Annotated in this window: 32 protein-coding genes; 4 read left to right on the top strand and 28 right to left on the bottom strand. The window is 68.7% G+C overall.

Going from position 1 to position 26,648, the window contains the following annotated elements; translation table 11 throughout:
• Nucleotides 1-15: 15 nt before the first annotated feature.
• The 26 genes from DFR49_RS18495 to DFR49_RS18375 form a co-directional block, all read right to left on the bottom strand.
• Nucleotides 16-564 carry a tail tape measure protein gene (locus DFR49_RS18495; RefSeq protein WP_119037119.1) on the bottom strand — a complete coding sequence of 183 codons (549 nt, stop codon included), beginning with the start codon at nucleotides 562-564 and terminating at the stop codon, nucleotides 16-18.
• Complete coding sequence (locus tag DFR49_RS22590) at nucleotides 557-811, bottom strand: phage tail assembly chaperone (protein WP_119037118.1); 255 nt, start codon at nucleotides 809-811, stop codon at nucleotides 557-559. The genes DFR49_RS18495 and DFR49_RS22590 overlap by 8 nt, the downstream gene beginning before the upstream one ends.
• The gene (locus DFR49_RS18485) at nucleotides 808-1,119 is read right to left on the bottom strand and encodes a gene transfer agent family protein (protein ID WP_119037117.1); all 312 of its coding nucleotides are present in this window, start codon (nucleotides 1,117-1,119) and stop codon (nucleotides 808-810) included. Before DFR49_RS18485 ends, DFR49_RS22590 begins: the two co-directional genes overlap by 4 nt.
• Nucleotides 1,116-1,523, bottom strand: coding sequence for a phage major tail protein, TP901-1 family (locus DFR49_RS18480; RefSeq protein WP_119037116.1), 408 nt, complete (start codon nucleotides 1,521-1,523; stop codon nucleotides 1,116-1,118). The genes DFR49_RS18485 and DFR49_RS18480 overlap by 4 nt, the downstream gene beginning before the upstream one ends.
• A 127-nt stretch (nucleotides 1,524-1,650) precedes the next feature.
• Nucleotides 1,651-2,046: a tail completion protein gp17 gene (gp17, locus tag DFR49_RS18475; RefSeq protein WP_119037115.1), complete on the bottom strand. Its 396-nt coding sequence runs from the start codon at nucleotides 2,044-2,046 to the stop codon at nucleotides 1,651-1,653.
• Nucleotides 2,043-2,252: a hypothetical protein gene (locus DFR49_RS18470; protein ID WP_119037114.1), complete on the bottom strand. Its 210-nt coding sequence runs from the start codon at nucleotides 2,250-2,252 to the stop codon at nucleotides 2,043-2,045. The genes gp17 and DFR49_RS18470 overlap by 4 nt, the downstream gene beginning before the upstream one ends.
• Nucleotides 2,249-2,809: a head-tail connector protein gene (locus DFR49_RS18465; RefSeq protein WP_119037113.1), complete on the bottom strand. Its 561-nt coding sequence runs from the start codon at nucleotides 2,807-2,809 to the stop codon at nucleotides 2,249-2,251. Before DFR49_RS18465 ends, DFR49_RS18470 begins: the two co-directional genes overlap by 4 nt.
• 24 nt (nucleotides 2,810-2,833) lie before the next feature.
• Complete coding sequence (locus tag DFR49_RS18460; protein WP_119037112.1) at nucleotides 2,834-3,778, bottom strand: phage head spike fiber domain-containing protein; 945 nt, start codon at nucleotides 3,776-3,778, stop codon at nucleotides 2,834-2,836.
• Entirely contained in the window at nucleotides 3,778-4,041 is a 264-nt protein-coding gene (locus DFR49_RS18455) for a spike base protein, RCAP_Rcc01079 family (protein ID WP_119037111.1), read from the bottom strand. The genes DFR49_RS18460 and DFR49_RS18455 overlap by 1 nt, the downstream gene beginning before the upstream one ends.
• Before the next feature lie 137 nt (nucleotides 4,042-4,178).
• Complete coding sequence (locus DFR49_RS18450; RefSeq protein WP_119037110.1) at nucleotides 4,179-5,231, bottom strand: phage major capsid protein; 1,053 nt, start codon at nucleotides 5,229-5,231, stop codon at nucleotides 4,179-4,181.
• Nucleotides 5,232-5,341: 110 nt separating this feature from the next.
• Nucleotides 5,342-5,713, bottom strand: coding sequence for an HK97 family phage prohead protease (locus DFR49_RS18445; protein ID WP_425454963.1), 372 nt, complete (start codon nucleotides 5,711-5,713; stop codon nucleotides 5,342-5,344).
• Nucleotides 5,710-6,018, bottom strand: a complete 309-nt coding sequence (locus DFR49_RS18440; protein ID WP_119037109.1) for a DUF6127 family protein — start codon at nucleotides 6,016-6,018, stop codon at nucleotides 5,710-5,712. The genes DFR49_RS18445 and DFR49_RS18440 overlap by 4 nt, the downstream gene beginning before the upstream one ends.
• Nucleotides 6,015-7,124, bottom strand: coding sequence for a phage portal protein (locus DFR49_RS18435; RefSeq protein ID WP_119037108.1), 1,110 nt, complete (start codon nucleotides 7,122-7,124; stop codon nucleotides 6,015-6,017). The genes DFR49_RS18440 and DFR49_RS18435 overlap by 4 nt, the downstream gene beginning before the upstream one ends.
• A gap of 31 nt (nucleotides 7,125-7,155) precedes the next feature.
• Nucleotides 7,156-7,680 (bottom strand): DUF2335 domain-containing protein, encoded by a 525-nt coding sequence (locus tag DFR49_RS18430; protein WP_119037107.1) that lies wholly within the window; start codon nucleotides 7,678-7,680, stop codon nucleotides 7,156-7,158.
• Nucleotides 7,646-7,984: a hypothetical protein gene (locus DFR49_RS21775; RefSeq protein WP_147373729.1), complete on the bottom strand. Its 339-nt coding sequence runs from the start codon at nucleotides 7,982-7,984 to the stop codon at nucleotides 7,646-7,648. The genes DFR49_RS18430 and DFR49_RS21775 overlap by 35 nt, the downstream gene beginning before the upstream one ends.
• 172 nt (nucleotides 7,985-8,156) lie before the next feature.
• Complete coding sequence (locus DFR49_RS18425) at nucleotides 8,157-9,470, bottom strand: DNA-packaging protein (protein ID WP_119037106.1); 1,314 nt, start codon at nucleotides 9,468-9,470, stop codon at nucleotides 8,157-8,159.
• Nucleotides 9,460-9,999 (bottom strand): hypothetical protein, encoded by a 540-nt coding sequence (locus DFR49_RS18420; RefSeq protein WP_119037105.1) that lies wholly within the window; start codon nucleotides 9,997-9,999, stop codon nucleotides 9,460-9,462. Before DFR49_RS18420 ends, DFR49_RS18425 begins: the two co-directional genes overlap by 11 nt.
• Nucleotides 10,000-10,421: 422 nt before the next feature.
• Nucleotides 10,422-11,366: a diaminopimelate epimerase gene (gene dapF / locus DFR49_RS18415; protein ID WP_119037104.1), complete on the bottom strand. Its 945-nt coding sequence runs from the start codon at nucleotides 11,364-11,366 to the stop codon at nucleotides 10,422-10,424.
• Between the two features lie 46 nt (nucleotides 11,367-11,412).
• Nucleotides 11,413-12,174 carry a molybdopterin-dependent oxidoreductase gene (locus tag DFR49_RS18410; RefSeq protein ID WP_119037103.1) on the bottom strand — a complete coding sequence of 254 codons (762 nt, stop codon included), beginning with the start codon at nucleotides 12,172-12,174 and terminating at the stop codon, nucleotides 11,413-11,415.
• Nucleotides 12,171-12,893: a cytochrome b/b6 domain-containing protein gene (locus DFR49_RS18405; RefSeq protein ID WP_119037102.1), complete on the bottom strand. Its 723-nt coding sequence runs from the start codon at nucleotides 12,891-12,893 to the stop codon at nucleotides 12,171-12,173. The genes DFR49_RS18410 and DFR49_RS18405 overlap by 4 nt, the downstream gene beginning before the upstream one ends.
• 160 nt (nucleotides 12,894-13,053) lie before the next feature.
• Nucleotides 13,054-13,818 (bottom strand): sulfite exporter TauE/SafE family protein, encoded by a 765-nt coding sequence (locus DFR49_RS18400; RefSeq protein ID WP_245968630.1) that lies wholly within the window; start codon nucleotides 13,816-13,818, stop codon nucleotides 13,054-13,056.
• Entirely contained in the window at nucleotides 13,811-15,034 is a 1,224-nt protein-coding gene (gene rlmN / locus DFR49_RS18395) for a dual-specificity RNA methyltransferase RlmN (protein ID WP_484083250.1), read from the bottom strand. The genes DFR49_RS18400 and rlmN overlap by 8 nt, the downstream gene beginning before the upstream one ends.
• Nucleotides 15,035-15,083: 49 nt before the next feature.
• Nucleotides 15,084-18,488 (bottom strand): chromosome segregation protein SMC, encoded by a 3,405-nt coding sequence (gene smc / locus DFR49_RS18390; protein WP_119037101.1) that lies wholly within the window; start codon nucleotides 18,486-18,488, stop codon nucleotides 15,084-15,086.
• A 32-nt stretch (nucleotides 18,489-18,520) separates the two neighbouring features.
• On the bottom strand, nucleotides 18,521-19,267 hold the full coding sequence (locus DFR49_RS18385) for a thioredoxin domain-containing protein (RefSeq protein WP_119037100.1): 747 nt from the start codon (nucleotides 19,265-19,267) through the stop codon (nucleotides 18,521-18,523).
• A gap of 40 nt (nucleotides 19,268-19,307) precedes the next feature.
• Complete coding sequence (locus DFR49_RS18380) at nucleotides 19,308-19,988, bottom strand: thioredoxin domain-containing protein (RefSeq protein ID WP_119037099.1); 681 nt, start codon at nucleotides 19,986-19,988, stop codon at nucleotides 19,308-19,310.
• Nucleotide 19,989: 1 nt separating this feature from the next.
• Nucleotides 19,990-20,535, bottom strand: a complete 546-nt coding sequence (locus DFR49_RS18375; protein ID WP_245968629.1) for a DUF721 domain-containing protein — start codon at nucleotides 20,533-20,535, stop codon at nucleotides 19,990-19,992.
• A 26-nt stretch (nucleotides 20,536-20,561) separates the two neighbouring features.
• On the opposite strand from DFR49_RS18375, the gene DFR49_RS18370 reads away from it, so the two are divergent.
• Genes DFR49_RS18370 through nudC form a run of 3 tightly spaced genes read left to right on the top strand, consistent with a single transcriptional unit; the run spans nucleotide 20,562 to nucleotide 23,853 of the window.
• Nucleotides 20,562-21,602, top strand: coding sequence for an A/G-specific adenine glycosylase (locus DFR49_RS18370; RefSeq protein WP_245968628.1), 1,041 nt, complete (start codon nucleotides 20,562-20,564; stop codon nucleotides 21,600-21,602).
• Nucleotides 21,599-22,939, top strand: a complete 1,341-nt coding sequence (locus DFR49_RS18365; RefSeq protein WP_119037097.1) for a serine hydrolase domain-containing protein — start codon at nucleotides 21,599-21,601, stop codon at nucleotides 22,937-22,939. The genes DFR49_RS18370 and DFR49_RS18365 overlap by 4 nt, the downstream gene beginning before the upstream one ends.
• The gene (nudC, locus tag DFR49_RS18360) at nucleotides 22,936-23,853 is read left to right on the top strand and encodes an NAD(+) diphosphatase (protein ID WP_119037096.1); all 918 of its coding nucleotides are present in this window, start codon (nucleotides 22,936-22,938) and stop codon (nucleotides 23,851-23,853) included. Before DFR49_RS18365 ends, nudC begins: the two co-directional genes overlap by 4 nt.
• Here nudC and DFR49_RS18355 read toward each other — a convergent pair.
• Entirely contained in the window at nucleotides 23,850-24,740 is an 891-nt protein-coding gene (locus DFR49_RS18355; protein ID WP_119037095.1) for a prephenate dehydratase, read from the bottom strand. The two genes, nudC and DFR49_RS18355, sit on opposite strands and share 4 nt — an antisense overlap.
• Before the next feature lie 139 nt (nucleotides 24,741-24,879).
• Between DFR49_RS18355 and DFR49_RS18350 the strand changes: the two genes are divergently transcribed.
• Nucleotides 24,880-25,539, top strand: coding sequence for a c-type cytochrome (locus DFR49_RS18350; RefSeq protein WP_119037309.1), 660 nt, complete (start codon nucleotides 24,880-24,882; stop codon nucleotides 25,537-25,539).
• Between the two features lie 71 nt (nucleotides 25,540-25,610).
• Here DFR49_RS18350 and DFR49_RS18345 read toward each other — a convergent pair whose 3' ends face one another.
• Nucleotides 25,611-26,576 (bottom strand): LOG family protein, encoded by a 966-nt coding sequence (locus DFR49_RS18345; RefSeq protein ID WP_119037094.1) that lies wholly within the window; start codon nucleotides 26,574-26,576, stop codon nucleotides 25,611-25,613.
• Nucleotides 26,577-26,648 lie beyond the last annotated feature (72 nt).

Here is a 26,648-nt window from a genome sequence, read left to right as displayed (position 1 = left end):
AGGAAGGCACGATGGTCACACCTGCTCGATCGCCGCGCGCACCGCGCGCGCCACCTGCCGGCTCGATTGCTGCAACGCGGGGCCGCTTTCGCCCCGAGGCGCATTGATCGTGATCGCCACGCGCACCTCGCGCCCGCCCGGCTGGCCCGCCGCGACCACCCGGCCGCTCGTCGTCGGCACGAACAGTTCGGGGCCACGTTCGCCTACCCTGTAAGCCCGCCCCGGTGACACCGGCCCGCCCGTCGCGCGGCCCGGCGCGCCGATCAGCCCCGCCAGCGCCGCGCCCAGCCCCCCGCCGCCGCTGACGATGCTGTCGATCCCGCCGCGCACCGCGCTCGCCGCGATCTGCGACAGCACGTTCATCGCGGTGCGCCCCAGATCCTCGAACCCCAGCTTGCCGGTGCGCACCGCGCGCACCAGCGCGTTCTCGATTCCCCGCCCGGCCCGTTCGGCGCTGTCGGCGAGCGGCCCGTCCAGGCTGCTGCGCATCGTATCGACATCGTGCGCGAACCCGGCGGTATCGGCGCGCACGCGCACCACCAGGCTCTCGATTTCCTCATCCATCGGGAAATGCCTCCATCAGCCGCGCGATCGTCGCGCGATCGGGCGGCGCGGGGTCGCTCGCGTCGCCGCACAGCGCCCGCACCACCGCCTCCAGCTCCGCCGGGGTCGCCCGCCAGAACGCATCCGGCGTCCACCCCAGCACCGCCCCCGCCACCCCCGCGAGCCGCGCGGCGGTTGCCGCAAATTCCTCCCCGAGCTTGTCTCGGGGAGGGGGACCATGCGCGGCATGGTGGAGGGGCTTTCTCACCGCCCCGCCAAAATCTGCCCGACGAGCATTTTCAGCGCCGGCGTCGCGTTCACCAGCCCGCCTGCGACCACCGCCTCGCCGAATCGCGCGCGCGTCATCCCTTCGGGCGGCGCGGCAAGGCAGTGCCAGAACAGCGCCACCATCTCGCCCAGTGCGAGCCGCCCCTCGGCCGCCCGCGCCACGACATCGAACAGCGGCCCCGTCTCCTGTTCCGCCGCCACCAGCGCCGCGAAGCTCGGCCGCAGCACCAGCGTCTCGCCGGCGATCTTGATCGAGGCTTCGCCGCGCGCCGGATTGGCGCCGCTCACGCCGCCGTCACCGCGCCCGAGCTTTCGAGGCTCAGCGTGTAGCTGCGCTCGCCATTGTAATCGCCCGCATAATCGAGCCTCGTCACCAGGAAGCGCCCGGTCAGGCTGTCACCGCTCTCGAAGCTCAGCCGGTAATCGTCGAGCACGCCCGACAGCGCGTTGGTCTTGAGCCGCGCCTCGGCGGCCGATCCAGTGAACACCCCGGCCCCGGACACGCTCACCGATCGCACCCCCGCGCCCGACAGCAGATCGCGCCATCCGCCCGAATCCTTGGAGGTGATCGCCACCATCTCGCCGTTGATCGAAAGCTGTGTCGTGCGCAGCCCCGCCACCGTCGCATAGCCCACCGGCGACCCGCCATCGCCGACCTTGAGCAAAAACGCGCTACCCTTCTCCGCCGCCATGATATGTTCTCCTTTGATTGTAGGCGGCACCGGCCCGCTCCCCCACCCGACCACCCATCAGGATACTCTCGTGGGTGGTCGGGTGGGGGAGCGGGCCGGTGCCGCTACCCCGCGTCAGCGGATCACATCACACTTCCATCATCCGCACCCGAAACTCGATCGCCACCGCCCAGCGGCCGGCTGCCTCGCGCAGCATCCGTGATCGCACGAAGACGTTGCTCGCGATCCGCCACCCGTCGAGGTCGCGCGGCAGCGCCGTCACCGTCGCGACCACCGCCTCGGCCAGCGCATGCAGCCGCGCCGGCGTCTCGCCCGCGTCGCGCATGATCACCGCGGGGCGCAGCTCACGCCCGGCGCGATCCTTCATGCTCCAGTCGACCGCGATCATCGGCTGCACCTCGGCAAAGGGCGGGGTCGCCTGCACCGGCGGCCCCTCGAACACGCCGTTGATCGCCCCGTCGAGATCGTCCGCCGCGCGCAATGCCGCCACCAGCGCCGCGTGCAGCACGCTTTCCGCACTCATCGCCCGAAACTCCCGATCCAGCGCAACGCCGGCTCGCTGAGCAACCGCGCCCGCAGCCCGCGCCCGGTCACCACGATCCGGTCGTCGTCGATCGCCGCGGTGACCCCCGGCACGTCGTCGGCGATCCGCGCCGCGATCCGATCGCGCGCGCCGGTCGCCGCCTGGTCCCCGATTGTCGCCGCCCGCGCGCGCAGCCCGGCGATCACAGCCGTGCCGCCGCATCGAGCCGCATGACGCGGAACGGCCGCCACAGCGCGGTCACCGCGGCGGGCGGCGGCGTCACCGCGTCGCGCTCGACGAACAGATGCGCGGCGAGCAGGATCGCGCCTTGCCGCATCGGCGCGGGCAGGCTCGCCCAGTCGGTGGCCATGCCCGCGCTCAGCGTCACATGCGCCAGCGTATCGCCCCCGGCATCGAGCACCCGCACCCAGCCGCGCGCGTCGGCATCGATGTCGATCCGGTAGGCATCCGCCGCCAGCGGCGTGCCGTCGGCGTCCGCCACACTGGCGATGCTCGCCACCGGCATCGCGCCGAGCGCCTGCCACGCGGGCGTCGCCGGCACCGTCTCGGTCATCGTCCGCGCGATCGTCACCCGGCCGGTGAAGCGTTCGGCGAGCGCGAGCGCAGTCTCGATGAACGCCGCGATCAGCGCGTCTTCGTCGCCGGTCGCGATCCGCAGCAGCGCCTTCATGTCGGCGACGGCCGCTGTCCGGTCTTCGGCGCCGAGCGTCACGTCGCCCGGTCCGTTCGCTGCGATGGTCATCGCATTCTCCCCAGTTGAAAAGGCTCAGCGGCGTTCGACGCGCCGAAGCCACGGCCGCGCGAGCGTTGTCGGCACCGTGGCAAGTCCGCCGGTCACGGTCGCCATGCCGTCCTGCGATGATCCGTCATCGAACAGATAGCGCAGCGGCAGCGGCCCGTCGGGGACGGCGAATCGGCCCCAGTCGAGCGTCAGCACATCGGCGGCGCGCGTTGCCGTCATGGTGTCGGTAGGGATGTAGCTCGACGCGTGCGCGCCCCGTTCGGCCTGCACTCCCCAGATGACGGCGGATCCCGTCGCGCCCGCCGAGTAAGTCCACGATGCGCTCGCGCCGGCAGCAGGGAAAATGACGAGGCTGTCGTATGCGGTATTGTTCACCAGCACCAGCCGCCAGAAGGCGCCGCAATCATGGGCCGCGCCGCTGACGGATCCCGGCCCGGACAGCTTGACGTCGCCGGTCGCCGTATCGAGCGCCAGGTCGGAAAGCGGCGGGCCGCCCCGCAAGACGGTGAAGCGTATTGCCCTTCCGCTCGTGTCCTTCCTGACGAACAGCGAGACGGTTCTGGCCGCTATCGTGGCGAAGGTCTGCGAGACGCCTGAATATTGGCCGATGTTCGTATCGCGCAGCGTATCCCCCGTCGGCACGCCGGTCGGCGCGTCGGCGACGTTGCGCGATATTTCCGGGCTTTGGAGCTTCGTCCAGCTCGCGTCGCCGATATCTTCGCTCATCAGCACTTCATTGGTCTGCTCCGGTTCGATCAGGAGGCCGCGCAAGATCGAGCTTGCCGGATCGTGATCGAAGCGCGCGACGTTGCTGCTCTCGATTCGCAGCACCCCGCTCGCATCGAACCGGCTGCCGATCGAGGCGCGCGCCAGGCTCGCGCCTGCCGGCAGCGCGCCGGTCGTGAAATCGAAGCCCGCGCGCGGCGCGCCGCTTCTCGCCAACGACGGGCCGAAGCCGATCGCGATCATCAGTACAGCGCCAGGATGTCGGCCGCGGTCGTGCCGGTGGCCCGCACATAGCGCGCGCGGAACGGCAGCACGGTGCCGCTTGGCACATTCTTCCACACCGTATCGGCGGCGCCCGTCCCGCGCATCGCGATCGTGCCCCCGGTGCCGACATACAGCGCCTTGGGCACGTCGTTCAGCGCATTGTCGTCATGCGGCGTCACCGCCATCGCACGTGCCGCCGGCGCCGACACGCTGTCGGCGCTGTTCGAAAAGGAATCGGTCATGAATCTCTCCACCGGAATACCTCCCCGAAACGAGGAGGGGGACCATCGCGCAGCGATGGTGGAGGGGTGTTTTTGATCACCGCACCGGCCCACTCCCCCACGGAAGTGGGCCGGTGCCGCAGCTCAGCGCAGCGTCCTCAGGACGCCGCGAACTTCAGCAATTTGATCGCCTCGCTGTTCGACACGCAGCCGCCGATGCGCTTGGTCGCATAGAAATTGACGAACGGCTTGTTGCTGTACGGATCGCGCAGGATCTGCGTCTCCTGCCGCTCGGCGATCAGATAGCCCGCCTTGAAGTTGCCGAACGCGACCGACAGGCTGTTCGCGGCGATATCCGGCATGTCCTCGGCCTCGATCACCGGATAGCCGAGCAGCGTCGCCGGCTGCCCCGCCGCGAGCCCCGGCTGCCACAGGAACGCCCCGTCGGCGGTCTTGAACTTGCGGATTCGCGCGGCGGTCGCCGAATTCATCACGAACACCGCACCCTGCCGATACGGGCTGCGCAAGCTCTGGACGAGGTCGATCAGCCGTTCGTCGGGCTTGGCGCCGAAATCGCCCGCCGCCCCGCTCGCGAGATATTGCAGCGTCCCGAAGCTCCGCGTCGCATCGCCCGCGGTCCCGGTCGGCGCGGCGAGGAAGCCCTTGGGCTGGTTGGTCCCGGTGCCGCTCACGAACGCGCTACCCTCGGCGGCCGCGAACTCACGCGCGATCTCGCTCGCCAGCCAGTCCTCGACATCGAACAGCGCATCGTCGAGCATCGCCTGGCTCGCGCTCGGATTGGCGTAGAGGTCGCCCATCGGCGGCGTGATCTCGACGAAGTCCGGCGTTCCGGTCTCGGCGCGGCTGCCGGTCTCGCTCGCCCAGCCCGAGGGCGTGCCCCCGGTCGTCACCAGCTTGCGATACCCGGCCGAGCCGACCTTGACGACATTGGCGATGGCGCGGATCGGCGACACCGCCTTGAGCGTCGCGTCGATCGCCGCGTCGATCTCTTTGGGGATCGCATAGCCGCCGCTGTCGCTGCTCGCGCCGGAGAAGGATTTCATCTCCACGCTCGCGCCCGATCGCAGGAACCCCTCGAACGCCGCACCCGAAGGCTCGCGTGCCCCGCTCAGCACCGGCCGCGTCACCGGCACGGCCATCGTCACGCCCTCGAAGCTCGCCTCGAGCGCGTCCGCCTTGGTCTCGATCATGCTATTCTCCCATGCTTGAAATCCTCCCCGAGCTTGCTCGGGGAGGGGGACCATCGCGACGCGATGGTGGAGGGGAAGCGCCGCACGCGCTCCGTCCTCGATCTCATTGTTCAGTCCTGAACCGCGTGCACCCGCGCCAGCGGCTGCATCGGCTGCGCGACAAGGCTCACCTCGATCAGCTCGAGCGCGTGCAATTCGCGCACGCGCCCGGTCCGCGCCGCCTTGACGCGATAGCCGAACGACAGCCCGCCCACCGCGCCGGCCTTGACCAGCGCGGCGAGCCGCGGCTGCGTCACCCGCCCGATCACGCGCAGTCCCCGCGCATCCGCGCCGATCCGCTCGATCACCCCCACCGGCGCGCCATGATGCTGCCACAGCAGCGGCACCGCCTCGGGCAGCACCCCGAACGCGCCTGCGCGCACCACGTCGCCGCCGCGATCGACCCGGTCGAACACCGCCGCATAGCCCGCGAACCGGATCACTTGATCCAGTCCCAAAACCCCAGCTTTACCGCCAGCCCGGCGAGGATGAGCACGCTCGCCAGCCGCACCAACCACCCCACCAGCGCCTTCCACGCCGATCGCTTGGCATCGCGCCACGCGCTCAGCAGCTCGCGCAGTTCGGCGACATCGCCCGGCGCATTGTCGTCGCCCAGCCCGAGCCGCGCGAGCGCGCGCATCGCGCCCAATTCGCCCGCTTCCTCAACGATCGCGCTCAGCGTCGCCAGGTCGCCGCGCGCGCCCTCGGCCTGCGCCAGCAATTGCGCGAGCACCTTGCCCTCGTTCATCGATCGATCCCCAGCATCGCCCGCTTTTCGTCAGGCGTGAGAAAGTCCGCCGCCGACACCCGCGCCCACAATCGTTCGCGATCCTCGGACAGTGCCGGCACCGAATCGAGATCGACCGCCAGCGCCGCGCCGGCGAACCACCCCCCCAGCGCCTCGGCGATCCCGCCCAGAATCGTCTGCGCCAGCGGCAGCACCGCCAGCCGCCACAAAGCGCGATTGGCTTCCTTGTAATTGGCATAGGTGTTGTCGCCCGGCAGCCCGAGCAGCATCGGCGGCACCCCGAAGGCGAGCGCGATCTCGCGCGCCGCCGCCGCCTTGGTCCCCGCGAAATCCATGTCGGCCGGGCTCAGCGACAGCGCCTGCCACTTGAGTCCGCCTTCGAGCAGCATCGGGCGCCCGGCATTGCCCGCGCCGGCGAACCCCGCCTCCATCTCCTCGCGCAGCCGCTTGAATTGGTCCGCCGACAGGCTCGATCCGTCACCCGGATCATAAACCAGCGCCCCCGAAGGCCGCGCCGCATTGTCGAGCAATGCCTTGGCCCAGCGCGTGGCGGCGTTGTGGATCGCCACCGCCCCCGCCGCCGCGCCCAGGCAGCCGAGTCCATAATGATCGTCGCTGGGGTGGAAGGTCTTGAGGTGGATCACCTCGGGCCGCGGCGCGTCGGCGGTCAGCCGCGTCACCCGGTCGCCGACGCGATACCGGTATGCCGCCGGCCAGCCGCCGGCATCGGCCTCCACCGACACGCGCTCGGGGCGCAGCGCGAACAGTTCGGCGATCCCGCCCGCGCCGTCGACCAGCACCTGCACATAGGCATTGCCGTGGAGCAGCAGATGCGCCGCGATCGTCTCGGTCAATGGCTGCCCGCCGCTGCGCTCGGCGATCAGCCGCGCCAGTGCGGGCTCGGAAGCGGTCACTGGTGCGGCGGCGACGCTCTCGCTCACCATCCGCACCGCGCGCTGCGCCACCGCATTGTCGCAATAGGCCTCGCGCACCATCGCCTCGTAACTGCGCGGCCAGTCGCCCAAAGTGATGAGCGCGGTTCCCGAACGCGACAAAGCCGGGCGCGCTTCTGCACGCCCGGCTGACTTCCAGCCGAAGATTTTCATCTGAAACTCCGCTTGAGCGTATGTTTGTTATTTAGGCGGCACGGTCTTGGTCAGCTTCATGTTTTCCATGGAAATAGAAACGCATGATAGGTACTAAGACAGATGGGCCTGCAAGAAGCGCTGCTACTGCCGAATGGCCGGTTGAGGCGAGATAAATTGCCCCGCCGAGAGCTACGATCATGGCAGTGAAACCCATCCATTGCCCTTGGGAAACCGCTCGCGAATTCTGTATTATCTGTTTCTCGATGATGCGATGCTTGGCTTCCTGATCTCTTTCGGCCATCCGTAGAATGCGTTCGGGGGCGTCAGATACCACCTCGCCATATGCGCGAAATTCGTCGACAGATGGCAAGGGTCCAGAATGGAAACTGCGCTGATAACTTTCAGACAAAATACCCGGCAATGTGGGCTCGTCAGGTGAATCCACCGGCTCCAAGGAAACAGGGATAAACTCTCCCTGGTCATCTTTTACATAGAGTTGCGGTAAGTCTCCAGCTTCTACCGCCGCGATGTCGTCAGCTTCAGGAGTCTTTCTCGGTGGTTTCGATTCGGCCAAGCGCTTTGCCTTCGGGGGAGTTCATCACTCGAAGCAGGTAGTGTCCAACCTGTTCGAAGTGACTCTTGTTGAGATCCTTCGGCTTAGCGCACACAAGCCAACTTTCGGAAATTACGTCAGGAGCGGCAAATGCGTCAAGGACGCTTAGAAAGCCTGCAAATCTGGCCTTCCCAGGTTTGCAGTTAGACGTAAGACGGAACTGATTGGTGCAGGCAAACTGCGCCACATACGGTCTGAGGGCGTTGGTCTCCCTCTTCCGAGCGATCGTCGCCTTTAAGCGGTCATGGGCAATCAGATTCATCATTACACCTTCCACTACAAATCCCAACGAAGCGTTAGGTTTCCATGGCCGCGTGACGAATCTCATCATACTCGCTTCAAGCGCATGGTTCGCTTGGCCTCTAAGCGATCGATTTAATATCGACAGCGGCTGGATGCCTTATTTGATAGCGGTGCGCAATCCATACAATTGGAAATCATAATCCCCTGACGCTCGCCGCCCCGCGCCGCCCGAGCATCAGCTCACTCGCCGCCCACACCAGCGCATCGGCGCGGTCGGGCGATCGGCCCGGCCCTTCGTAGCCGCCGCCCGCGATCAGCCCGCACAATTCGTCCTCCAGTGCGGTGAACGCGTCCGCATGGTGCATCTTGCCCGCTTCGTAGAGCGTCGCGATCGGCTCCGCGCGCGCCGCCTTGCCGCGGCTCGCATGCACCAGCCGCACCGGCAGCCCGGCATCGGCGGCGGTCAGCACCGACATCACCATCGATCCGCCCTGGTTGGCCTCGGCGATCACGCGGTCGGCACGGCGCCGCGCCGCGCACGCCGCCACCGCCTGCGCCCAGCCTTCAGGGCTCGCGCCCGCCACGCTCGCATCCTCGATCACATAGCCGTGGCCGTCGCGCCCCAGCCCCAAAGCGACGATCCCGCACGCATCGCCGCCGATCCCGGCCGGCGGGTCGACTCCCACCACCACGCGCACCAGTTCGGGCGTCGCCGCCACCCGGCACCGCTCGATCAGGTCGCGCGTCCACAGCGCGCCCACCACATCGTCGATCAGTTCGCCGCCCAGCTCCTGCCGCCCCAGCCGCGTGCCGCCGTAGGTCTCTTCCATCGCCGCGACGAAGCTCGCGGGCAGATGCGGGTTGTCCTGCGTGCGCCCCAGCGTCTCCACCGTCGCGCGATCGGCCATGATTCGCCGCAACAGCGGCACCGGGCGCGGCGTCGTCGTCACCAGCACGCGCGGGGCGTCGCCCAGCCGCATTCCCAGCATCAGATTGTCCCACGCCGCGTCGCCGTAGCGCCATTTGGCCAGTTCGTCGCACCACGCGAGATGGTGTTCGGGGCCGCGCAATTTCTCCGGCGCGGCGGCCGAATAGACGAACGCCCTGGCGCCCGAGGCGAAGCGCAATTCGTGTGCCGAGGTCCGCCACGTCACCGGCTCGTCGTCCGCCGCCACCGCGATCAGCCCGCTCGGCCCCTCGATCATCACGCTGCGCACATCCTCGGCGGTTGCCCCCACCAGCGCGATCCGCGCCTTCTTGTTGGCGCGCGCGAAACCGGTCACCCATTCGGCGCCCGCGCGCGTCTTGCCGAAGCCGCGGCCGGCGCGGATCAACCACACGCGCCAGTCGCCTTCGGGCGCGATCTGCCCCGGATGCGCCCATGCCCGCCAGCGCGCGGCCAGTTCGCGCTGCTGCTCCAGCGTCAGGTCGGCAAGCGCGCGGTCGCGCCAGGGCGGCGGCAGCGCGGCCAGGCGGCGGACGGGATCGCCGCGCGCTTCATCTGCCATGCTGCGCCATCTGCCGCGCCAACGCGTCGAGCTTGCGCGTCAGCGCCGCATCGGTTTCGGCGGCGCTCGCCCGTTTGGTGCCCTTGCGCAAAGCGGCGCGCCCTTGCGCGCCTGCCTCGTGGCGGTTGAGCAGCGCCAGCGCGAATTGCAGTTCGGCGATCGAAACTGTCCGGTTCTCCAGCGCGGTCACCACGCTGTCGCTGATCGCGGCGGCATCCGCCGCCGTCGGGTCGATGCGGTCGGTCCCTATCCGCGCGATGGCGTATTGGAGCAGCGCGGCCTCGAGCCGCTCGTATCCGATCGTCAAGGCTTCCTGCCAGGCCAGCGCGAACCCCGGATCGCGCTTGCGCTGCCAATAGAAAGTCGCGACCCTAAGGCCCGTGGCCCGGGCGGATGCAGTGACGTTGCACGTCGCGGCCAGCGTATCGAGAAACGTCTGCCGCGCCTGCACGGTAAAGCCATCGCGGCGCCGGTTCCGGATCTGGACAGCCCGGTTGCGGCTGCCGGTAATCTTGGTTGCATCCGCCACGCTCTTCCTCACTTCTTCCCGAAACGCATCGGGCCGGCGGCAACGCGTGTTGCCCCGGCCCGATTCGCAATTCCTCAGTGTTCGCTATATGTGCCATAACAGCGCGACGATGTCAAGCAATATTATCCCATTTGGTTATATGTGCCGTCATACCTCCCTGGAACGGGGAAGGGGCCGCGCCCCCAGGGCGTGGTGGAGGGGTAAAGCCCGTTGGCGTTTATCCCTTTCGGATAGGTAAGCGCCGAATCACCCCCTTCTCCCCGCCCCGGCGAAGGCCGGGGCCCAGTTACGGCCGGCCCGATGCTGGACCCCGGCCTTCGCCGGGGTGGTGAATGAAAATACGTATGCGCAGGGATCATCGCCAAGCCTGTGTGAGAACGCGCCTTCCGGGGCATCGCGGCCCCGGCCCACTCTTCACTCGCTCACCCCGCCGCCCGATCCGCCACCTCCGCCCAGGCCGCGATCTCGTCGTTATAATGCCGCTCGATCTCGACCGCGCCCGCGACCCCTGTTGCCGCGTCGACCTCGGCCGATCCCGTCCAGTCCCAGGTCGCATTGCCGGAAAGGCGCACCATCCCGTCGGCTTCGGCCTGCCCGCGTACCAGCCCGCCGCGGTTGAGCACGATCAGTTCGCGCCCGAAGTCGGTCCGGCCGGAAAGGCACGCGGCAAAGGTCGATGCCGCCATCGCGCTCCCGCAACTGTCGGTCAGCCCGACGCCGCGCTCGAAGGTGCGCACGAACATCGCGGTGGCCCCCCGGATTTCGACGAAGCTCACATTGGCGCGCTCGGGCAGCAGCGGCGGCGCCGTCTCGGCGAAGCGCCCGATCATGCTCAATTCGTCCTCGTCGATCTCGTCGACAAAGGCGATCAGGTGCGGGTTGGGCATCGCCACCGCGGTGAAGGCGCGTGCGCTCGGCAGGCCGGGGATCGGCCGCTGGACGTTCTCGCTGTCGCCCGTCACCAGCCAGCGCCCGACATCGAGGTCGGCCGGCCCCGCGACCTCGCGGATCGTCGTCACCCCGGGCGCGATCGCCGCGTCGCGCGACACCTCGGCGGTCGATGTCTTGAGCCGCACGCTGGCGCGCTCGATCCCCAGCGCCTCGAAGCCTGCGCGCGCCACGCAGCGCAGCCCGTTCAGGCACGTCTCTGCTTCCGATCCGTCCGCATTGAACATCCGCATCCCGAAGGCGTGGTGCGCATCGCCGTCGGTCAGCAGCAGCAGTCCGTCGCCGCCCACCGGCCCCGCACGATCCGCCAGCGCGCGCGCCACGCCCGCCCAGGTCGCATCGTCCAGGTCGATCGCGCGCGCATCGATCAGCGGAAAATCGTTCCCCGATCCCTGGCAGACGGTGAAGTGAAAGCGCATCTCGGTTCCGATCCAATCCGGTTGGGCTCCACGCGGTACGATCGGCCTAGATGCCGGCATACCAGTCATAATCCACCCAATCTTCCCAATAGCCGCCTTTGCCTTGCCCGATCCCGGCCAGGCTCGCCACCGCTTCGATTCCGGTCACGTATTTGGCGTGCTTATACCCCAATTGCCGCTCGACGCGCAGCCGCACCGGCGCGCCATGTGGAATCGTCAGCATCGCGTCGTTCATCCCCCAGGCCAGGATCGTCTGCGGATGAAACGCATCGATCAAATCGATCGATTCGTAATATGGCTTCCCCCCGATCAAATCCGCGCACCGGAACACGATATAGCGCGCGTCGCGGCGGATATCGGCGAGCTTGAGCACATTGCCCAGCATCGGTCCGGTCCATTTGCCGATCGCGCTCCAGCCCTCGACGCAATCGTGGCGCGTGATCTGGGTGCGCGCGGGCATCGATCGAAGCTGCGCAAGGCTCAGCGCCAGCGGCCGGTTCACCAGCCCCGTCACCGTCAGTCGGTATGCGGCGAAATTGTCCGCCGACAGCGCGGCATAAGCGGGCGTGCCCGGATCGCGCGTGCCGTTCGATCGGAAGATCGGCGACATCTGCGCCGCGCTGAATTCGCGTGCCAGCGCGCGGCGATCGGTCAACGCGCGCTGCAAGCCGCGATGCATGTCCTCGCCCGTGAACAGAATTTTGCGCACGGTGGGGATCTCGATCGCCCGGTCGCATCCGGTGAGCAGCACGCCCGCGCCGATCGCTCCACCGGCCACCAGCCGCCGCCGCGTGATCGGCGCGCTCATGCCCCGTCCTCGGGCACGCGCCACCACCCGGTGATCATCGATCGCACGCCGTTCACCGGCCCGGCCAGAATCACCAGCGCGAGATGGACGATGACGAACCCGCTCATCGCCGCCATCGTGACGAAATGAACCGAGCGCGCCGATTGGCGCCCGCCGAAAATCGAGGTGAGCCACGGCCACGCCGCGTCCATCCCCGGTGACAACGCGAGCCCGCTCACGATCAGCAGCGGCAACAGCACGAAAATGGTGGTGGCGTACGACAGCTTTTGGAGCGTGTTATACGCCCCCGGCCGCGCGGGATCGTGGAAGCGGAAGGCGAGATGCGCCTTCGCATCGGCCCACAGGTGGCGTGGCGCCACCTCGCCGCGCCGCACGCGCAGGTCGCGGCGGAAATGGCGGTTGATCAGGCTCGCGATCACGAAGGCCAGCAACGCGAAGCCCAGTACCAGCGCGAAGAACAGATGCCAGCGCCGCGACAGCGCCAGATTGTAATGCCCCGGAATCGTCAGCCAGCCCGGCCAGCGCGGCAGCGTCAGCCAGGCGTGATCAAAATTCGCGCCATATTCGCCCCAGTAAAGCCGCGGGTGGGCGTTCGAGATGCCCAGCCCCGATCCGATCAGGATGAACACGGCAACCGCGTTGATCCAATGCCACAGCCGCGTCGCGATCGCGTGGCGTTTGATCGAGGGCGTCGGCGTCGCGTTGGCGGGCGAGTCCATGCACGGCAGCATAAGCGCGCGCTTTCCGACAAGCCAGCCGGGGTTTATTCCACTATCGTGGAAGCGGCACCGGCTCACTCCTCCACCCCACCATCCATGCAGGACAATGTCTTGGGTGGTGGGGTGGGGAGGGGGCCGGTGCCGCCGCCGACGAAAAGATTCAGCCGTAGGCGCGCCAGAAAAAGACGATCGTGGTGGCGACCGAGACGATCAGCGTCCACACGCGCACGAGGTTGGCCGACAGCAGCAGGCCCAGCCGTGCGCCCACCCAGCCGCCGACGATCGCGCCGAGCAGCATCGGGACCGCCGATGCCCAGTCGACCAGCCCGGTCGCGACGAACACGATCAGGGCGGCGACGCCCGAGATCGCGAGGATCAGCGTGCGTTGCGCGAACATCCCGCGCGGGTCGATGCCGGCGAGCAGTCCATAGACCGCGGTGGTCATCAGCCCCAGCCCGCCGCCGAAATAGCCGCCATAGACGCTGAGCGCGGTCTGCGCCGCGATCAGCGTGCGCATGCCGATCGTCACGCGCGCGTGCAGCCAGGCGGCCGCGCGCCTGCCGAAGGCGAGCACCAGCGTCGCGAACAGCAGCAGCCACGGGATCAGCACGTCGAACACGCGCGTCGGCGTCAGCACCAGCAGCACGCTCCCGGCAATCGCGCTCGCCAGCGTGATCGCGATCAGCCGGCGCGGGGAAAGCCCGCCGACCGGCCCGATCTCGTCCCGAAACGTCCAGACGCTTGCCGTCGAGCCGGGCAGCAACGCGACATTGGAGGTCGCGTTGGCGATATTAGCGGGCAATCCCAGCGCGATCAGCGCCGGCAGCGTCGCGAACGTGCCGCCGCCGGCCAGCGCATTCATCGCGCCGCCCAGCATCCCGGCAGCGGCGGCGAAGGCGATCTGCGCCGCGGAGAGATCAGCCAAGGGCGGCCAATTTCTCTTCCGCCAGCCGGTCGAGTTCGGCGCGGGTCTTCTTTTCGGCCGCGGTCTTGAGTTGGCCGCACGCGGCGTCGATGTCGCGCCCGCGCGGGGTGCGCACCGGCGCCGAGATGCCGGCTTCGAAGACGATGTTCGAAAACGCGCGGATGCGATCGGGCGCCGAACATTCGTACGGCGCGCCCGGCCAGGGGTTGAACGGGATCAGGTTGACCTTGGCGGGCAGTCGGTATTTGCGGATCAGCCGCACCAGTTCGCGCGCATCCTCGTCGCTGTCGTTCTTGTCCTTCAGCATCACATATTCGAACGTGATCCGCCGCGCGTTGTTGGCGCCGGGATAATCGGCGCACGCCTGGAGCAGTTCCTCGATCCCGTATTTGCGGTTGATCGGCACGATCTCGTCGCGCACCTCCTTGGTCACCGCGTGGAGCGAGACCGCGAGGTTGACCCCGATCTCCTCGCCCGCGCGCGCCATCATCGGCACCACGCCCGAGGTCGACAGCGTGATCCGCCGCTTGCTGAGCGCGAGGCCGTCGCCGTCCATCACGATTCTGAGGGCATCGCGCACCGCCTCGAAATTATACAGCGGCTCGCCCATCCCCATCATCACGATATTGGTCAGCATCCGCCCCTCAGGCGTAGACGGCCATTCACCCAGCGAATCGCGCGCGAGCATCACTTGCCCCACGATTTCGCCCGGCGTCAGGTTGCGCACCAGCCGCATCGTGCCGGTGTGGCAGAAGCGGCAGTTGAGCGTGCAGCCGACTTGGCTCGATACGCACAAGGTGCCCCGATCGGCGTCGGGGATGAACACCATCTCGTATTCCTGCGCGCCCTGGCCGTCATTGGCGTCGGATCGCAACAGCCATTTGCGCGTGCCGTCCTCGGAAACCTGCGCCTCGATCACCTCGGGCCGCCCGATGACGAAGCGTTCTTCGAGCCAGGGATGCTGTGCCTTGGCGATGTCCGTCATCGCGGTGAAGTCGGTCGCGCCGCGATTGTAGATCCAGTGCCACAATTGCTTGCCGCGCAACTTTGCCTGTTTGGGCTCCATCCCCGCGTCGGCGAGGCTCGCGCGAATCTGCTCTTTCGACAGCCCGAGCAGATCCACCCGGCCATCGACACGCGGCATCACCTTCCGCAGAACGGGCACGGGGTCGATATGCCCGGGGATGGGCATGGGAAGCGGCGCAGCCTGTTGCATGGCGGCGCATATAAGCGATTGCGCGGCGCTTCGCTACTGCGCTGTATCGTCACTCCGCCGCGAGCAGTGTCTCGGCGGCGCGCAGATCGACCGAGACCAGCCGGCTCACGCCCTGTTCGATCATCGTCACCCCGAAAAGCCGGTCCATCCGGCTCATCGTCACCGCATTGTGGGTGACGATCAGGTATCGCGTGTCGGTCTCCTGCGTCATCGCTTCCAGCAGTCCGCAGAAGCGCTCGATATTGGCGTCGTCGAGCGGTGCGTCGACCTCGTCGAGCACGCAGATCGGCGCCGGGTTGGTGAGGAACAGCCCGAAGATCAGCGCCACCGCGGTCAGCGCCTGCTCGCCGCCCGACAGCAATGTCAGCGATTGCAGCTTCTTGCCCGGCGGCTGCGCCATGATCTCAAGACCCGCTTCGAGCGGATCATCCGAATCGACCAGTTCGAGATGCGCGTGCCCGCCGTTGAACAGCGTCGTGAACAGCCGCTGGAAATGCACGTTCACCGCCTCGAACGCGGCGAGCAGCCGCTGGCGGCCCTCGCGGTTTAGGTTGCCGATCGATCCGCGCAGCCGGTTGACCGCCAACCCGAGTTCGTCGCGCTCGGCGGCATTGGTGGTGCGCGCCTCGTCGAGGTCGGCCAGCTCGGCCTCGGCGACGAGATTGACCGGCCCGATCCGTTCGCGATCGAGCATCAGTTTCTCGTGGCGGCCCGATTCGTCCTGCGGGTTGCCGACCTCGGCGCTCGCGAAGCCGATTCTTTCGGGCAGCAGCGGTGGCGGGCATGCAAAGCGCTCGCCCGAAAGCCGCCCCATCTCGATCCGGCGTTGTTCCTGATTATCCGCCCGCGCGACCGCGCCTGCGCGTTCCTCGCGCGCCTGCGCCAGCGCCTCGCCGGCGATCCGCGCCTGCTCCTCGGTCAACCGCACCGCCTCGCCGGCCTTAATCTCGGCGGCGCGCAATTCGTCGGCTCGTGCCCGCGCGGCCTCATGCTCGTCTTCGAGCGCCGCGATCTCGGCCAGCAGCTTTTCGGGACGCCCCGCAATCGCTTCGGCCTCCTCGGCGAGTGCCGCCTCGCGCTTGTCCATGTCGGCGATCCTTCGCGCGGCATCCCCCGCACGCGCTTTCCAGTCGCTCGCCTCGCTGCGCGCGCGCGCCAGCGCCTCGCGATCGGTAGCCAGAGTGCGCTCGAAAGTCGCACGATCGGCCTGTGCCTGCGCGACACCCGCGCGCCGTGCCTCGGCCCCGCTCTGGAGCGCCGCCACCGCGTCGCGCGTCGCGTTGCCATCGGGAAGCGCCGCGACCGCGCGCTCGGCCTCGGCAAGCGCGGTGCGCGCCTGATCGTGCTCGTCGCCGATCCGCGTCGCACGCGCGTCGAGATCGGCGGCTAGCCCCTGCAAACGCTCGATCGCCGCTGCCGCGCGGTCCTCGGCGCGCGCGCCCTCGCGCTCGGCGGATTCGGCAGTTGCAAGGTCGCCCCGTGCGCGTTGCGCCGCCTGCCGTGCCTCGGCGATCGCGGTCTCGATTCCCGCCAGCGCCGTTTCCGCCGCGTCCACGGCGCGCGCCGCTGCCGGGCGGGCGGCGTTGAGGTCGGCGAGACGATTGACCCGGAGCAGCCGTTCGGCCGCCGCCGCGCCGCCCGATCTGGCGGCGAATCCGTCCCAGCGCCGCATCGCGCCCTCGCGCGTCACCAGCCGCTGCCCGATCGCGAGCGCCGCGCCGTCGTCGGTGGGGACGACCGCGATCTGCGCCAGCCGCCGCGCGAGTTCGGGCGGCGCGGAGACGTGATCGGCGAGCGCTTCGGCGCCTGGTGGCAATGCGGGATCGCTCTCCTGTCGCGCCGCGCCGCCCCAGAAGCGATCGGCCTCGCGGTCGAGCCCGGCCTCCAGGTCGTCGCCCAGCGCGGCCGCCAGCGCGTGTTCGTAACCGGGGTCTGCCTTGAGCCTGTCGAGCAATCGGTCGCGCGCGTTCGATCGCAGCGCCTTGTCGATCGCCGCCGCCTCGCTGTCGATTGCGGCAAGGTCGGCGCGCGCGGCGGCGCGTGTCGCCTGCGCCTCGCCCTGCCGCTCGATCGCCGCCTGTTCGGCAACCTGCGCGGCATCGCGTTCGGTGCGCGCCTTGCCGGCGGCCTCGATCGCTTCCTTACGCGCCGCTGCCGCTGTGTCGCGCTCGGCCTCGATCGGCGCGACCGGCCCCAACGACGCGCGCTCGGCATCGAGCGTCGCCTGATCGCGTTCGACGCGCGCCAGCCGCTCGCGCGCGCTCGCCAGGGCGGCTTGCGCCACGCGCGCATCCGCCGCCTCGCTCGCCTGTCGGCTGAGTGCCTGCGCCAGCGCGACCTCGGCATCGCGCGCGGCGCGCTCGGCCTCGGCCAGCGTGGTGTCGAGCGCGGGCTGGCGCGCGGCGGTTGCCGCGATCGCGGCATCGAGCCGCGCCGCATCGTCGCCAAGCCGCTTGAGCGCGTCGGCGGCGTCCTGCGCCAGCGCGCCCTCGCGCTCGCGATCGGCGGCGAGCCGCGCCTTGATCTGGTCGAGTTCCTCGATCCGCCGGTCGACCTGCGCGCGTTCCTGCCTCAGCGCCGCGAGCCGGTGCCCTGCCTCGCTCGCGGTGTCGCGCGCGGCCAGCGCCGCCGCGCGCGCCTCGGCCAGCGTGTCGGTCGCCTGCGTCTGATAGGCCGCCGCCGCGCGCCCCGCCTCGCCCGTTTCGCGAACCCTGGCCTCGGCCGCTTCCGCTTCGGCCTTGGCGGCATCGGCGGCGGCGGCGGCATCGCGCCACCGCGCATAGATCATCCGCCCCTCGGCGACACGGATCTGGTCGGAAAGCGCGCGATATTTTTCGGCCTGCCGCGCCTGCCGCCTGAGCGCGTTCGCGCGCGCCTCCTGATCGGCGATCACCTCGTCGAGCCGCGCGAGATTGGCCTCGGTCGCGCGCAATTTCTGCTCGGCATCCTTGCGCCGGACGTGCAGTCCCGCGATCCCCGCGGCTTCCTCGAGCAGCGCGCGGCGCTCGACCGGCTTGGCGGCGATCACCGCGCCGATCCGGCCTTGGCTGACGAGCGCGGGCGAATGGGCGCCGGTGGCGGCGTCAGCGAACAGCAGCGACACGTCCTTGGCGCGCACGTCGCGGCCGTCGAGCCGGTATGCGGAGCCTGCGCCGCGCTCGATCCGCCGCACCACTTCGGTCTCGTCGCCCTCGGCGCTATCGAGCAGGATCGAGACCTCGGCGAAATCGCGCGAGGGCCGGTGCGCGGTGCCGGCGAAGATCACGTCCTCCATGCCGGCGCCGCGCATCGATCGCGCGCTGTTCTCGCCCATCGCCCAGCGCAGCGCTTCGAGCAGGTTCGATTTGCCGCAGCCGTTCGGGCCGACGATTCCGGTCAGCCCGCGCTCGATGCGCAGGTCGACCGGATCGACGAAGCTCTTGAACCCGGAAAGCCGAAGCCGCTTGATCTGCACGCGCTACCCCCCGGCAAAGGCGGAGCGGATGCTCAGGCCCCCGCCGCCTTCAACCTCGCTTCAAGCTGCTCCCAGGTGAGCGTGTTTTCAAGCAGCGTGCCGTTGAGGAAGAAGCTCGGTGTCCCCGTGACGCCGTCCTTGCCGCCCTGTTGCGCCATGTCGACCACCGCCTGCACGTTCTTCTGGTCGGCAAGACAGGCCTTGGCCTGCTGCTCGGTCACGCCGCGCTGCTTCACGAAATCGACATAGCCGAGATAGGTCGCCCAGCCGGTCGCGATGTCGGTCGGGCTCTTGCCCTGCAATCGCTGCAACAAGGCCTGGGCTTCGGGGGATTCGAGCTTTTCGAGCAGCTTGTCCTGGCTGGCATAGGTCTGTTCGAGGATCGGGAAGAACGCGCTCTCGCTCACGCACCGACCGAGCGTCGAAAGGCCGAGGTCGGGGCCGCCATGAACGGGGAAGTCGCGAAACTCGAAGCTGACCTTACCGGTCTTGACGTAATTTTCCTCGAGCGGCGGAATTCCGTCGCGGCCGAACACGCCGCACGTCGGGCAGCTACGCGATCCGTATTCGATCAGCTTGAGCGCGGCATTGGGGTTGCCCATCACGAAACCGCCCTCGGGCGATTTGCGCACCACCTGGGTCCAGTCCTGTCCCGCCGGCGGTGTCACCGCGGCGACGGGGGCTGCCGGCGCGTCGCTGTTGCCGCCATTGCCGCTGCCGCACGCGGAAAGCGCGAGCAGCGGGGCGGCCGCGAACAGGATCGAAAGCTTGATCGTCATGGGGTCATCGCCTTTTCGGTTCTTTGGTGGGAGGGGGAAATCACGCGCCTGCTGCTTCGAGCACCGGTTGCAACTCGTGCCAGTGCGCGTTGGCCACGATCTTGCCGTTGACGAAGAAAGTCGGGGTGCCGGTGATCGTGCTCCAGGCCTCGCGCGTCATCTTGAGCACCGGCGCCAGCGCGGGCGGCGCCAGGCACGCGTCGATTGCCGCATCGTTCAGCCCGCGCGCCTTCATCATCGCAGTCAGTCCGGCGCCGTCGGCATAGGCACGCAGCCGCGCGCTTTCAGGGTAGAGCCCCAGCCGCGCATTGTTGGTCTCGATGAATTGCGCGCCGCGCGGATACCAGTCGCGTTGGTGTTCGAACAGCGCATCGGTGGTGGCGAAGAAACCCTGCGTGCCCGCGCACCGTGCCAGCGCGGCGGCGGCAAGGTCGAGTTTGTCGCGCACCGCGTTACGCAGTTCGATGCTGACCTTGCCCGATTTGACCATTCGTCCGCGCAGCACGGCCGCCGATTCTGCCGAGAATTCGGCGCAATGCGGGCAGGTGTAGCTCAGATATTCGATCAGCTTCACCGGCGCGGCCGGATTGCCCATCACGAAGCTGCCCGATGCGGTTTGGGTGACGGTCCGGGTCCAGTCGCTGGCCTGGGGGGCTGGCGCGGCGGCGCTTATCAGCATCACGACGCCGATCAGCGCCAGCAACCGTGTCGTGAACGCCATGTCAGTCCTTGTCGAAAACAGGGGGGCCGTGCGTCGAGGCGACCCCGGCGGCGAGCGATTCGAGCACCGCCTTCAACTCGGGGTCGGCGATCGAGCGCAGGCTGTCGCCGAGATCGAGCGTCGCCGGCTTGAGCGAGGGCGCCTTGAGCGACGGCGGCGCGACCCGCGCCTTGGCCACCGCGACCTCACCCTGCCGGATCGTGACGCGGGCGACCGCGCCATAGCCGAAGAATCGATTCACCCGCTCGACGATTTCGGGGGTGATGTGCTGCATCATCGGCGCGTGCGCCCCGCGCACCACCAGCGTCAGCGTGCCTCCCGATCGTTCGCCATGCGGGAAGCGCAGCGATTCGGGGGCGGAAACCCCGGCGTAACGCGCGCCAACGATCTCGGCCCAGCGGCTGACGATCGCGCTCTGGATGAAGCCGAACTTGCGGAACGCAGCGCGCCCGACATCGGGCAGCAGCTCGGAAACAGCGCGCGAACGGTTGCTGCGGCGGGGTTCGGCGTTGGTCTGGCGGGGCAGCCCCCGCCGCGTTTTGCTCATGGCGCTCCTCATGCCATAGGCGGCGCGTGCCCGCCAAGCGTTCATCGATCGCCGACAGGCTGCTCGCCTGGTACGACGTCCAGGCGCGGGCGCTGCCGTGGCGCGCCCTGCCCGGCACGCCCGCGCCCGATCCGTATCGCGTCTGGCTGTCGGAGATCATGCTCCAGCAGACCACGGTCGCCACCGTCCGCCCGAAATTCGCGGCGTTCACCGAACGTTGGCCCGATTTCGCCGCCTTCGCGGCCGCCGACGATGCCGAGGTCATGGCGGCGTGGGCCGGGCTTGGTTATTATGCCCGCGCGCGCAATCTGATCGCCTGCGCGCGCGCCGTTGTTGCCGATCATGGCGGTCGCTTGCCCGATACCGAGGCCGAATTGCGCGCGCTGCCCGGAATCGGCGATTACACCGCGGCGGCGATCGCGGCGATCGCGTTCGGCCGCCGCGCGGTTGCGGTCGACGCCAATGTCGAGCGCGTCGTCGCCCGGTTGTTCGCGATTCGCGAATCGCTGCCTGCCGCGCGCGGCGCGATCCGGCAGGCCGCCGGATCGATCACGCCGGATGCGCGCGCGGGCGATCTCTGGCAGGCGATGATGGATTTGGGGCAGGCGATCTGCACCCCGCGCGCGCCTAAATGCCTGCTCTGCCCGCTGGCGCAGGATTGCGACGGCCGCGCGACGGGCGCGCCCGAGACGTTTCCCGTCAAGGCGCCGAAACGCGTCGGGCCACAACGTTACGGTACGATCTTCTGGCTCGAACGCGGGCGTGAGGTGCTGCTCGTCCGCCGCGCGCCCAAGGGGCTGCTCGGTGGTATGCGCGCGCTCCCCACCGGCCCGTGGGAAGCCGCGCCGCCCGGCCTCGCGGCGGCGCCTGCGGATACCGATTGGGAGTTGCGCAACGCGACGATCTCCCATGTCTTCACACACTTCCGCCTGATATGCGCGCTTGCGGTGGCGCGTGGCGGGGCGCATGAAACCGCGGGCGAATGGTGGCCGATCGACAGGCTCGACGAAGCAGGGCTTCCGACCCTGTTTCTCAAGGCCGCCCGCGCAGTGAGGAGAGAGGGATGAGGTTTGTGAAGACGTTCGCGCTCGCCGGCTCGGCGGTGGCCTTGCTCGCGACCGGCGCGATCGCGCATCAGGCGCAGCCCGCCCCTCAGCCCCAGCCCCAGATCCTTCCCGATCCCGCCACCTCGCCGCTGCCGGCGACGCAGGCGCTGTTCGACGATTATATCCGCAGCGACAAGATGCCCGGCATCGTCGGCGCGTTCGGGGTCGGCGATCTGCCGACCGTGTTCGTCGCGGCGGGCCGGATCGCCGATGGCGCGACCGCGCCCGCGGCCGGGCCGGACAGCCTGTGGCGCGTCTATTCGATGACGAAGCCCATCACCGCGATGGCGGCGATGATCCTGATCGATGACGGGAAGCTGAAGCTCGATCAGCCGATCAGCGATTTCTTCCCCGGCTTCCAGAACATGAAGGTGCTCCTCCACCCCGATACCAGCCTTGAAAGCCGGCCCGCCACGCGCCCGATCACGGTCCGGAACCTGCTCACCCATACCGCGGGCCTCGGCTATACGATCGTCACCCAGGGGCCGCTGCTCAAGGAATACGAACGGCTCGGCATCACGCCCGGCGCGATCAACGCCGCGGTCGAAGCGCAGGCGCGGCCCGCGCGCCCGAAAACGCTGGCCGAATTCGCGGAGCGCGTCGCGACGCTGCCGCTGATCGCCGATCCGGGCACCAAATGGAGCTATTCGATCGGACTCGACGTGATGGGCGCGGTGATCGAGAAGGCGAGCGGCATGCCGTTCGACACGTTCGTCCAGACGCGCATCTTCGATCCGCTCAAGATGAATTCGAGTTACTGGACCGTGCCCGCCGGCGAGGTCGGCCGATTCGCGACCAATTATGTCATCATGGGCGATGCGCGCACCCCGTTCGATCCCGCCGCGACCTCGGTGTATCTCCAAAAGCCGAGCTTTCCCTACGGCGGCGCCGGGCTCGTCATGTCGGCGCGCGATTACGATCGCTTCCTCCACATGCTCCAGGATGGCGGCGCGCTCGACGGCGTGCGGATCATGAAGCCCGAGACGGCGGCGCTGGCGATGTCGAACCTGCTGCCGAAGGGCGTGACATTCGAAGGGATCGGCGGCGGCACGGGCGGCACTGCCGCTGCCGTGCCGATGGGCTTCGGCGCGGGCGGCTCGGTCTATCTTGCCGACAAGCCGGGCGGCGCGTCCAAGGGCACCTACGGCTGGGGCGGTGCGGCCGGCACGGTCGCCTGGGTCGATCCGGTCAGGCACGCGCGCGGCACGATCATGGTCAACTACTTCCCCGCCGACAAATGGCCGCTGCGCGAGGAAGTGCCCGCCGCACTCGTCAAGGATCTTGCGCGCCACCAATGATGCGGCCCGGCTTCACCGGCGGGACGCTCGATCGCGCCGATCACTTGCGGCAGGATGCCGACGGCGTCGCGCGGGCGCGGATCGATCTGCGGGCGCGGCTGCTTGTCCTAAACGGTGCCGAACCCGAGGTCGACGAGGCCGGGCTGCTGGGCTGGACCAGCCTCGCCGAGGCGCCCGACGGGGCGGAGCTGATCCTGCTCGGCCTCGACGACGGTCGGCCTCGATTCGCGGCGCACGTCCCCGGCACGCGGGTGTCGCCGCAGCGCTCGCCGGCGCTGTTCCGCGCGCTTGATCAGATGCAGCCCGGCGAAGCGGCGACCTATGCCGCGGCGCGCAGCCTGATCGATTGGCACGCGCGCCACGGCTTCTGCGCGAATTGTGGCGGCGCCACCACGCCGTTCAAGGCGGGCTGGGCGCGATCGTGCGGGGGGTGCGGCGGCGAACATTTCCCGCGCGTCGATCCCGTCGTCATCATGATCGCCGAGCACGAAGGACGCGCTTTGCTCGGGCGCGGTGCGAACTGGCCCGAGCGGCGCTATTCGGCGCTCGCGGGCTTTGTCGAACCCGGCGAATCGATCGAGGAAGCGGTCGCGCGCGAAATCGCGGAGGAGGCCGGCGTGCGCGTCGCCGACGTGCGCTACATCGCCAGCCAGCCCTGGCCGTTCCCCTCGTCGCTGATGATCGCCTGCGTGGGCGCGGCCGAGCATGACGCGATCACGCTCGATACGACCGAGCTGGAAGACGCGATCTGGGTGTCGCGCGCCGAGGTCCGCGCGGCGCTGGCCGGCGAGGACGCCCCCTTCATCGCCGCGCCGCCCTACGCGATCGCGCACACATTGCTGAGTGTCTGGGCGGCGGAGCGGGCCGGTGCCGTCTCGAAATCGCTCTTTCGCGATTTCTCAAACAACCCCTAAGGCCGCGGCCGCGCTTGCGGATAGGTGCCGAGCAGGCGAGTCCATTTGGTCTGGAAGCTGAGTTCCTCCAGCGCATTGTCGATCGACGGATCGCCCGGCTTGCCGACGATATCGGCGTAGAATTCGGTCGCCGCGAAGCTGCCGCCGCGCTGATAGCTTTCGAGCTTGGTCATGTTGACGCCGTTGGTCGCAAAGCCGCCCAGCGCCTTGTAGAGCGCGGCGGGCACGTTCTTCACCTCGAAGATGAAGGTGGTCATGCACGGGCCGTCGCCGGTGAGCGGGCGCGGCTCGCGCGCGAGCGTGACGAAGCGGGTGGTGTTGTGGTCGGCGTCGGCGATGTCCTCGACCAGCGTCTCGAGGCCGTACATCTCGGCGGCGCCCGGCGGCGCGAGCGCGGCGATTCGCGGATCGGCCAGCTCGGCGACCTTGGCGGCGGCGCCCGCGGTGTCGGGGTAGGAGACGGGTTCGATCCCGCGCGCCTTCAGCCAGTGGCGGCACTGGCCCAGCGCCTGCGGGTGGCTCATCGCCTGGCGGATGTCGTCGCGCCGCTCCAGCCCCATCAGCGCGTAGCGAATCGGTAGGAAATATTCGCCGACGATCACCAGCCCCGATTCGGGCAGCAGGAAATGGATGTCCGCGACGCGGCCGTGCAGCGAATTTTCGATCGGAATCATCGCGCAATCGGCGCTGCCATCCTGCACAGCTTCGATCGCGTCGGCGAAATCGAAACACGGCAGCGGCAGGCCGTCGGGAAAGGCCTGACGCACGGCGACATGCGAATTGGCGCCCGGCGCGCCCTGGAACGCGACGGTGCGTTCGGGGTGACGCTCGGCGTCCTCGATCATGCGCGCGACGAGCGCGCGGGCGGGCGGGGCGAAATTCTCCATCGGCGCCCGCGGGTAGTCGCGCGGTCGATGACAAGCAAGCGCGGCTTGCTTGCCTCGCATCGCGACCGTAAAGGGAGGCGACTTTTCCGTGGGCGGCCGCAAACCGGGGGCCGGTTTTCTAGAGGGTTCGATCGATACGATGGACAATCGCACGAATACGATTGCGGGTTGGGTGCTGGCAGGGTGCGGGGCGGCGCTCGGGCTCTCGATTTTGAGCGGCATGATGTTTCACTCGGAGCGCCCGGAAAAAATGGGCTACCCGATCGAGGGTGTCGAGGCCGAAGGCGGCGAGGGCGGTGACGCCGTGGCGCCGATCGCGACGCGACTCGCCTCCGCCGATGCCGCGCACGGTGCCGACGTGTTCAAGAAATGCACGGCCTGCCACACGGATACGCAGGGCGGCGCCAACGGCATCGGCCCCAATCTGTGGGAAGTCGTCGGTGACAAGATCGCGACCGGCCGGGGTGGCTTCGCCTTCTCCGACGCGCTGAAATCGGTCGGCGGCACGTGGACCTTCGACGCGCTCGATGCGTGGTTCACCAGCCCGCGTAAGTTCGCCAACGGCACCAAGATGACCTTCGCCGGGCTTTCCAACCCGCAGGATCGCGCCGATCTGATCCTCTATCTCAACCAGCAGGGCTCGAACCTGCCGCTGCCGGCGGCGCCCGCCGCCGACGCAGCCCCTGCGGCCGATGCGCCGGCCGATGCCAATGCGGCCGCCGGCAACGAGGCGGCACCCGCCGAGGGCGACGCCGCCGCTCCGGCCGCCGGAGCCGAGGCGAACCAGCAAGGCGGCTGAACCCGCCGCTGATACGAAAAAGGGGCCGCAGCGATTGCGGCCCCTTTTTTATCGGCATCGCTCGTCGAAGGTCAGCGCTTGATCGCTTCGTTGGCCGCCTCATGCGCCTCGGCGAAGCCCTGGCGTTCGAGCGGCGGCTGCGGGTCTTTGCCCGCGGTCGGGTTGGCGCGATCTTCGCGACGCTCCCGGTAGAAGTTGCGTACTACGTCCCAGCCTTCCTCGGCGGTCTCGACGATCGTGAAGATGTCGAGATCGCGCGGCGAGATGACGCCTTCCTCACACAACGCCTCGAAATTGACGACGCGGCTCCAGAAATCCCTGCCATAGAGCAGCACCGGGATCGGATCGATCTTGCCGGTCTGGATCAGCGTCAGCAGCTCGAACAGCTCGTCGAACGTCCCGAACCCGCCCGGAAATGCCGCCAGCGCGCGCGCGTGCAGCAGGAAGTGCATCTTGCGGAGCGCGAAATAGTGGAACTGCATGCTCAGCGCGGGCGTCACATACGGGTTGGGCGCCTGCTCATGCGGCAGCACGATGTTGAGCCCCACCGATTCGGCGCCGACATCGGCGGCCCCGCGATTGGCGGCTTCCATGATCGACGGCCCGCCGCCCGAACAGACGACGAACTGGCGCATCCCGTTCTCGTCGGGCGGAAAGCTGCTCGCGATCCGGGCAAGCTCGCGCGCGACCTCGTAATATTTCGATTTTTCGACCAGCTTTCGGGCGATCGTCTTCGCGGCCTCGCCTTCGGCCGCGTCGAGCAGCGCCTGCGCCTTTTCGGGCTCAGGAATCCGCGCCGAGCCGTAAAAGACGAAGGTTGAGCCGATATGCGCTTCGTCGAGCAGCAATTGCGGCTTCAGCAATTCGAGCTGGAACCGCACCGGCCGCAGGTCTTCGCGCAACAGGAAATCCATGTCCTGAAAGGCGAGGCGGTACGCCGGATGCTCGGTTTGCGGGGTGGAAACGCCGTCCTTGGCCGATTCCGCTTCTTGCTTGGCCCCGCGGAAAACGCGGGAGGGAACTCTGGTGTCGCTCATTGGATCGGGACTTAGGGCCTGTCCCGGCAAACGGCAATGGAGCCCATATGCCAGACCGGCCGCGCGCCCGCG

It is taken from the genome of Hephaestia caeni (assembly GCF_003550065.1).
Taxonomy (GTDB): domain Bacteria; phylum Pseudomonadota; class Alphaproteobacteria; order Sphingomonadales; family Sphingomonadaceae; genus Sphingomonas; species Sphingomonas caeni_A.
Note: the sequence above shows the minus strand (reverse complement) of the source record. Positions and strands in the feature narration are given on the sequence as shown.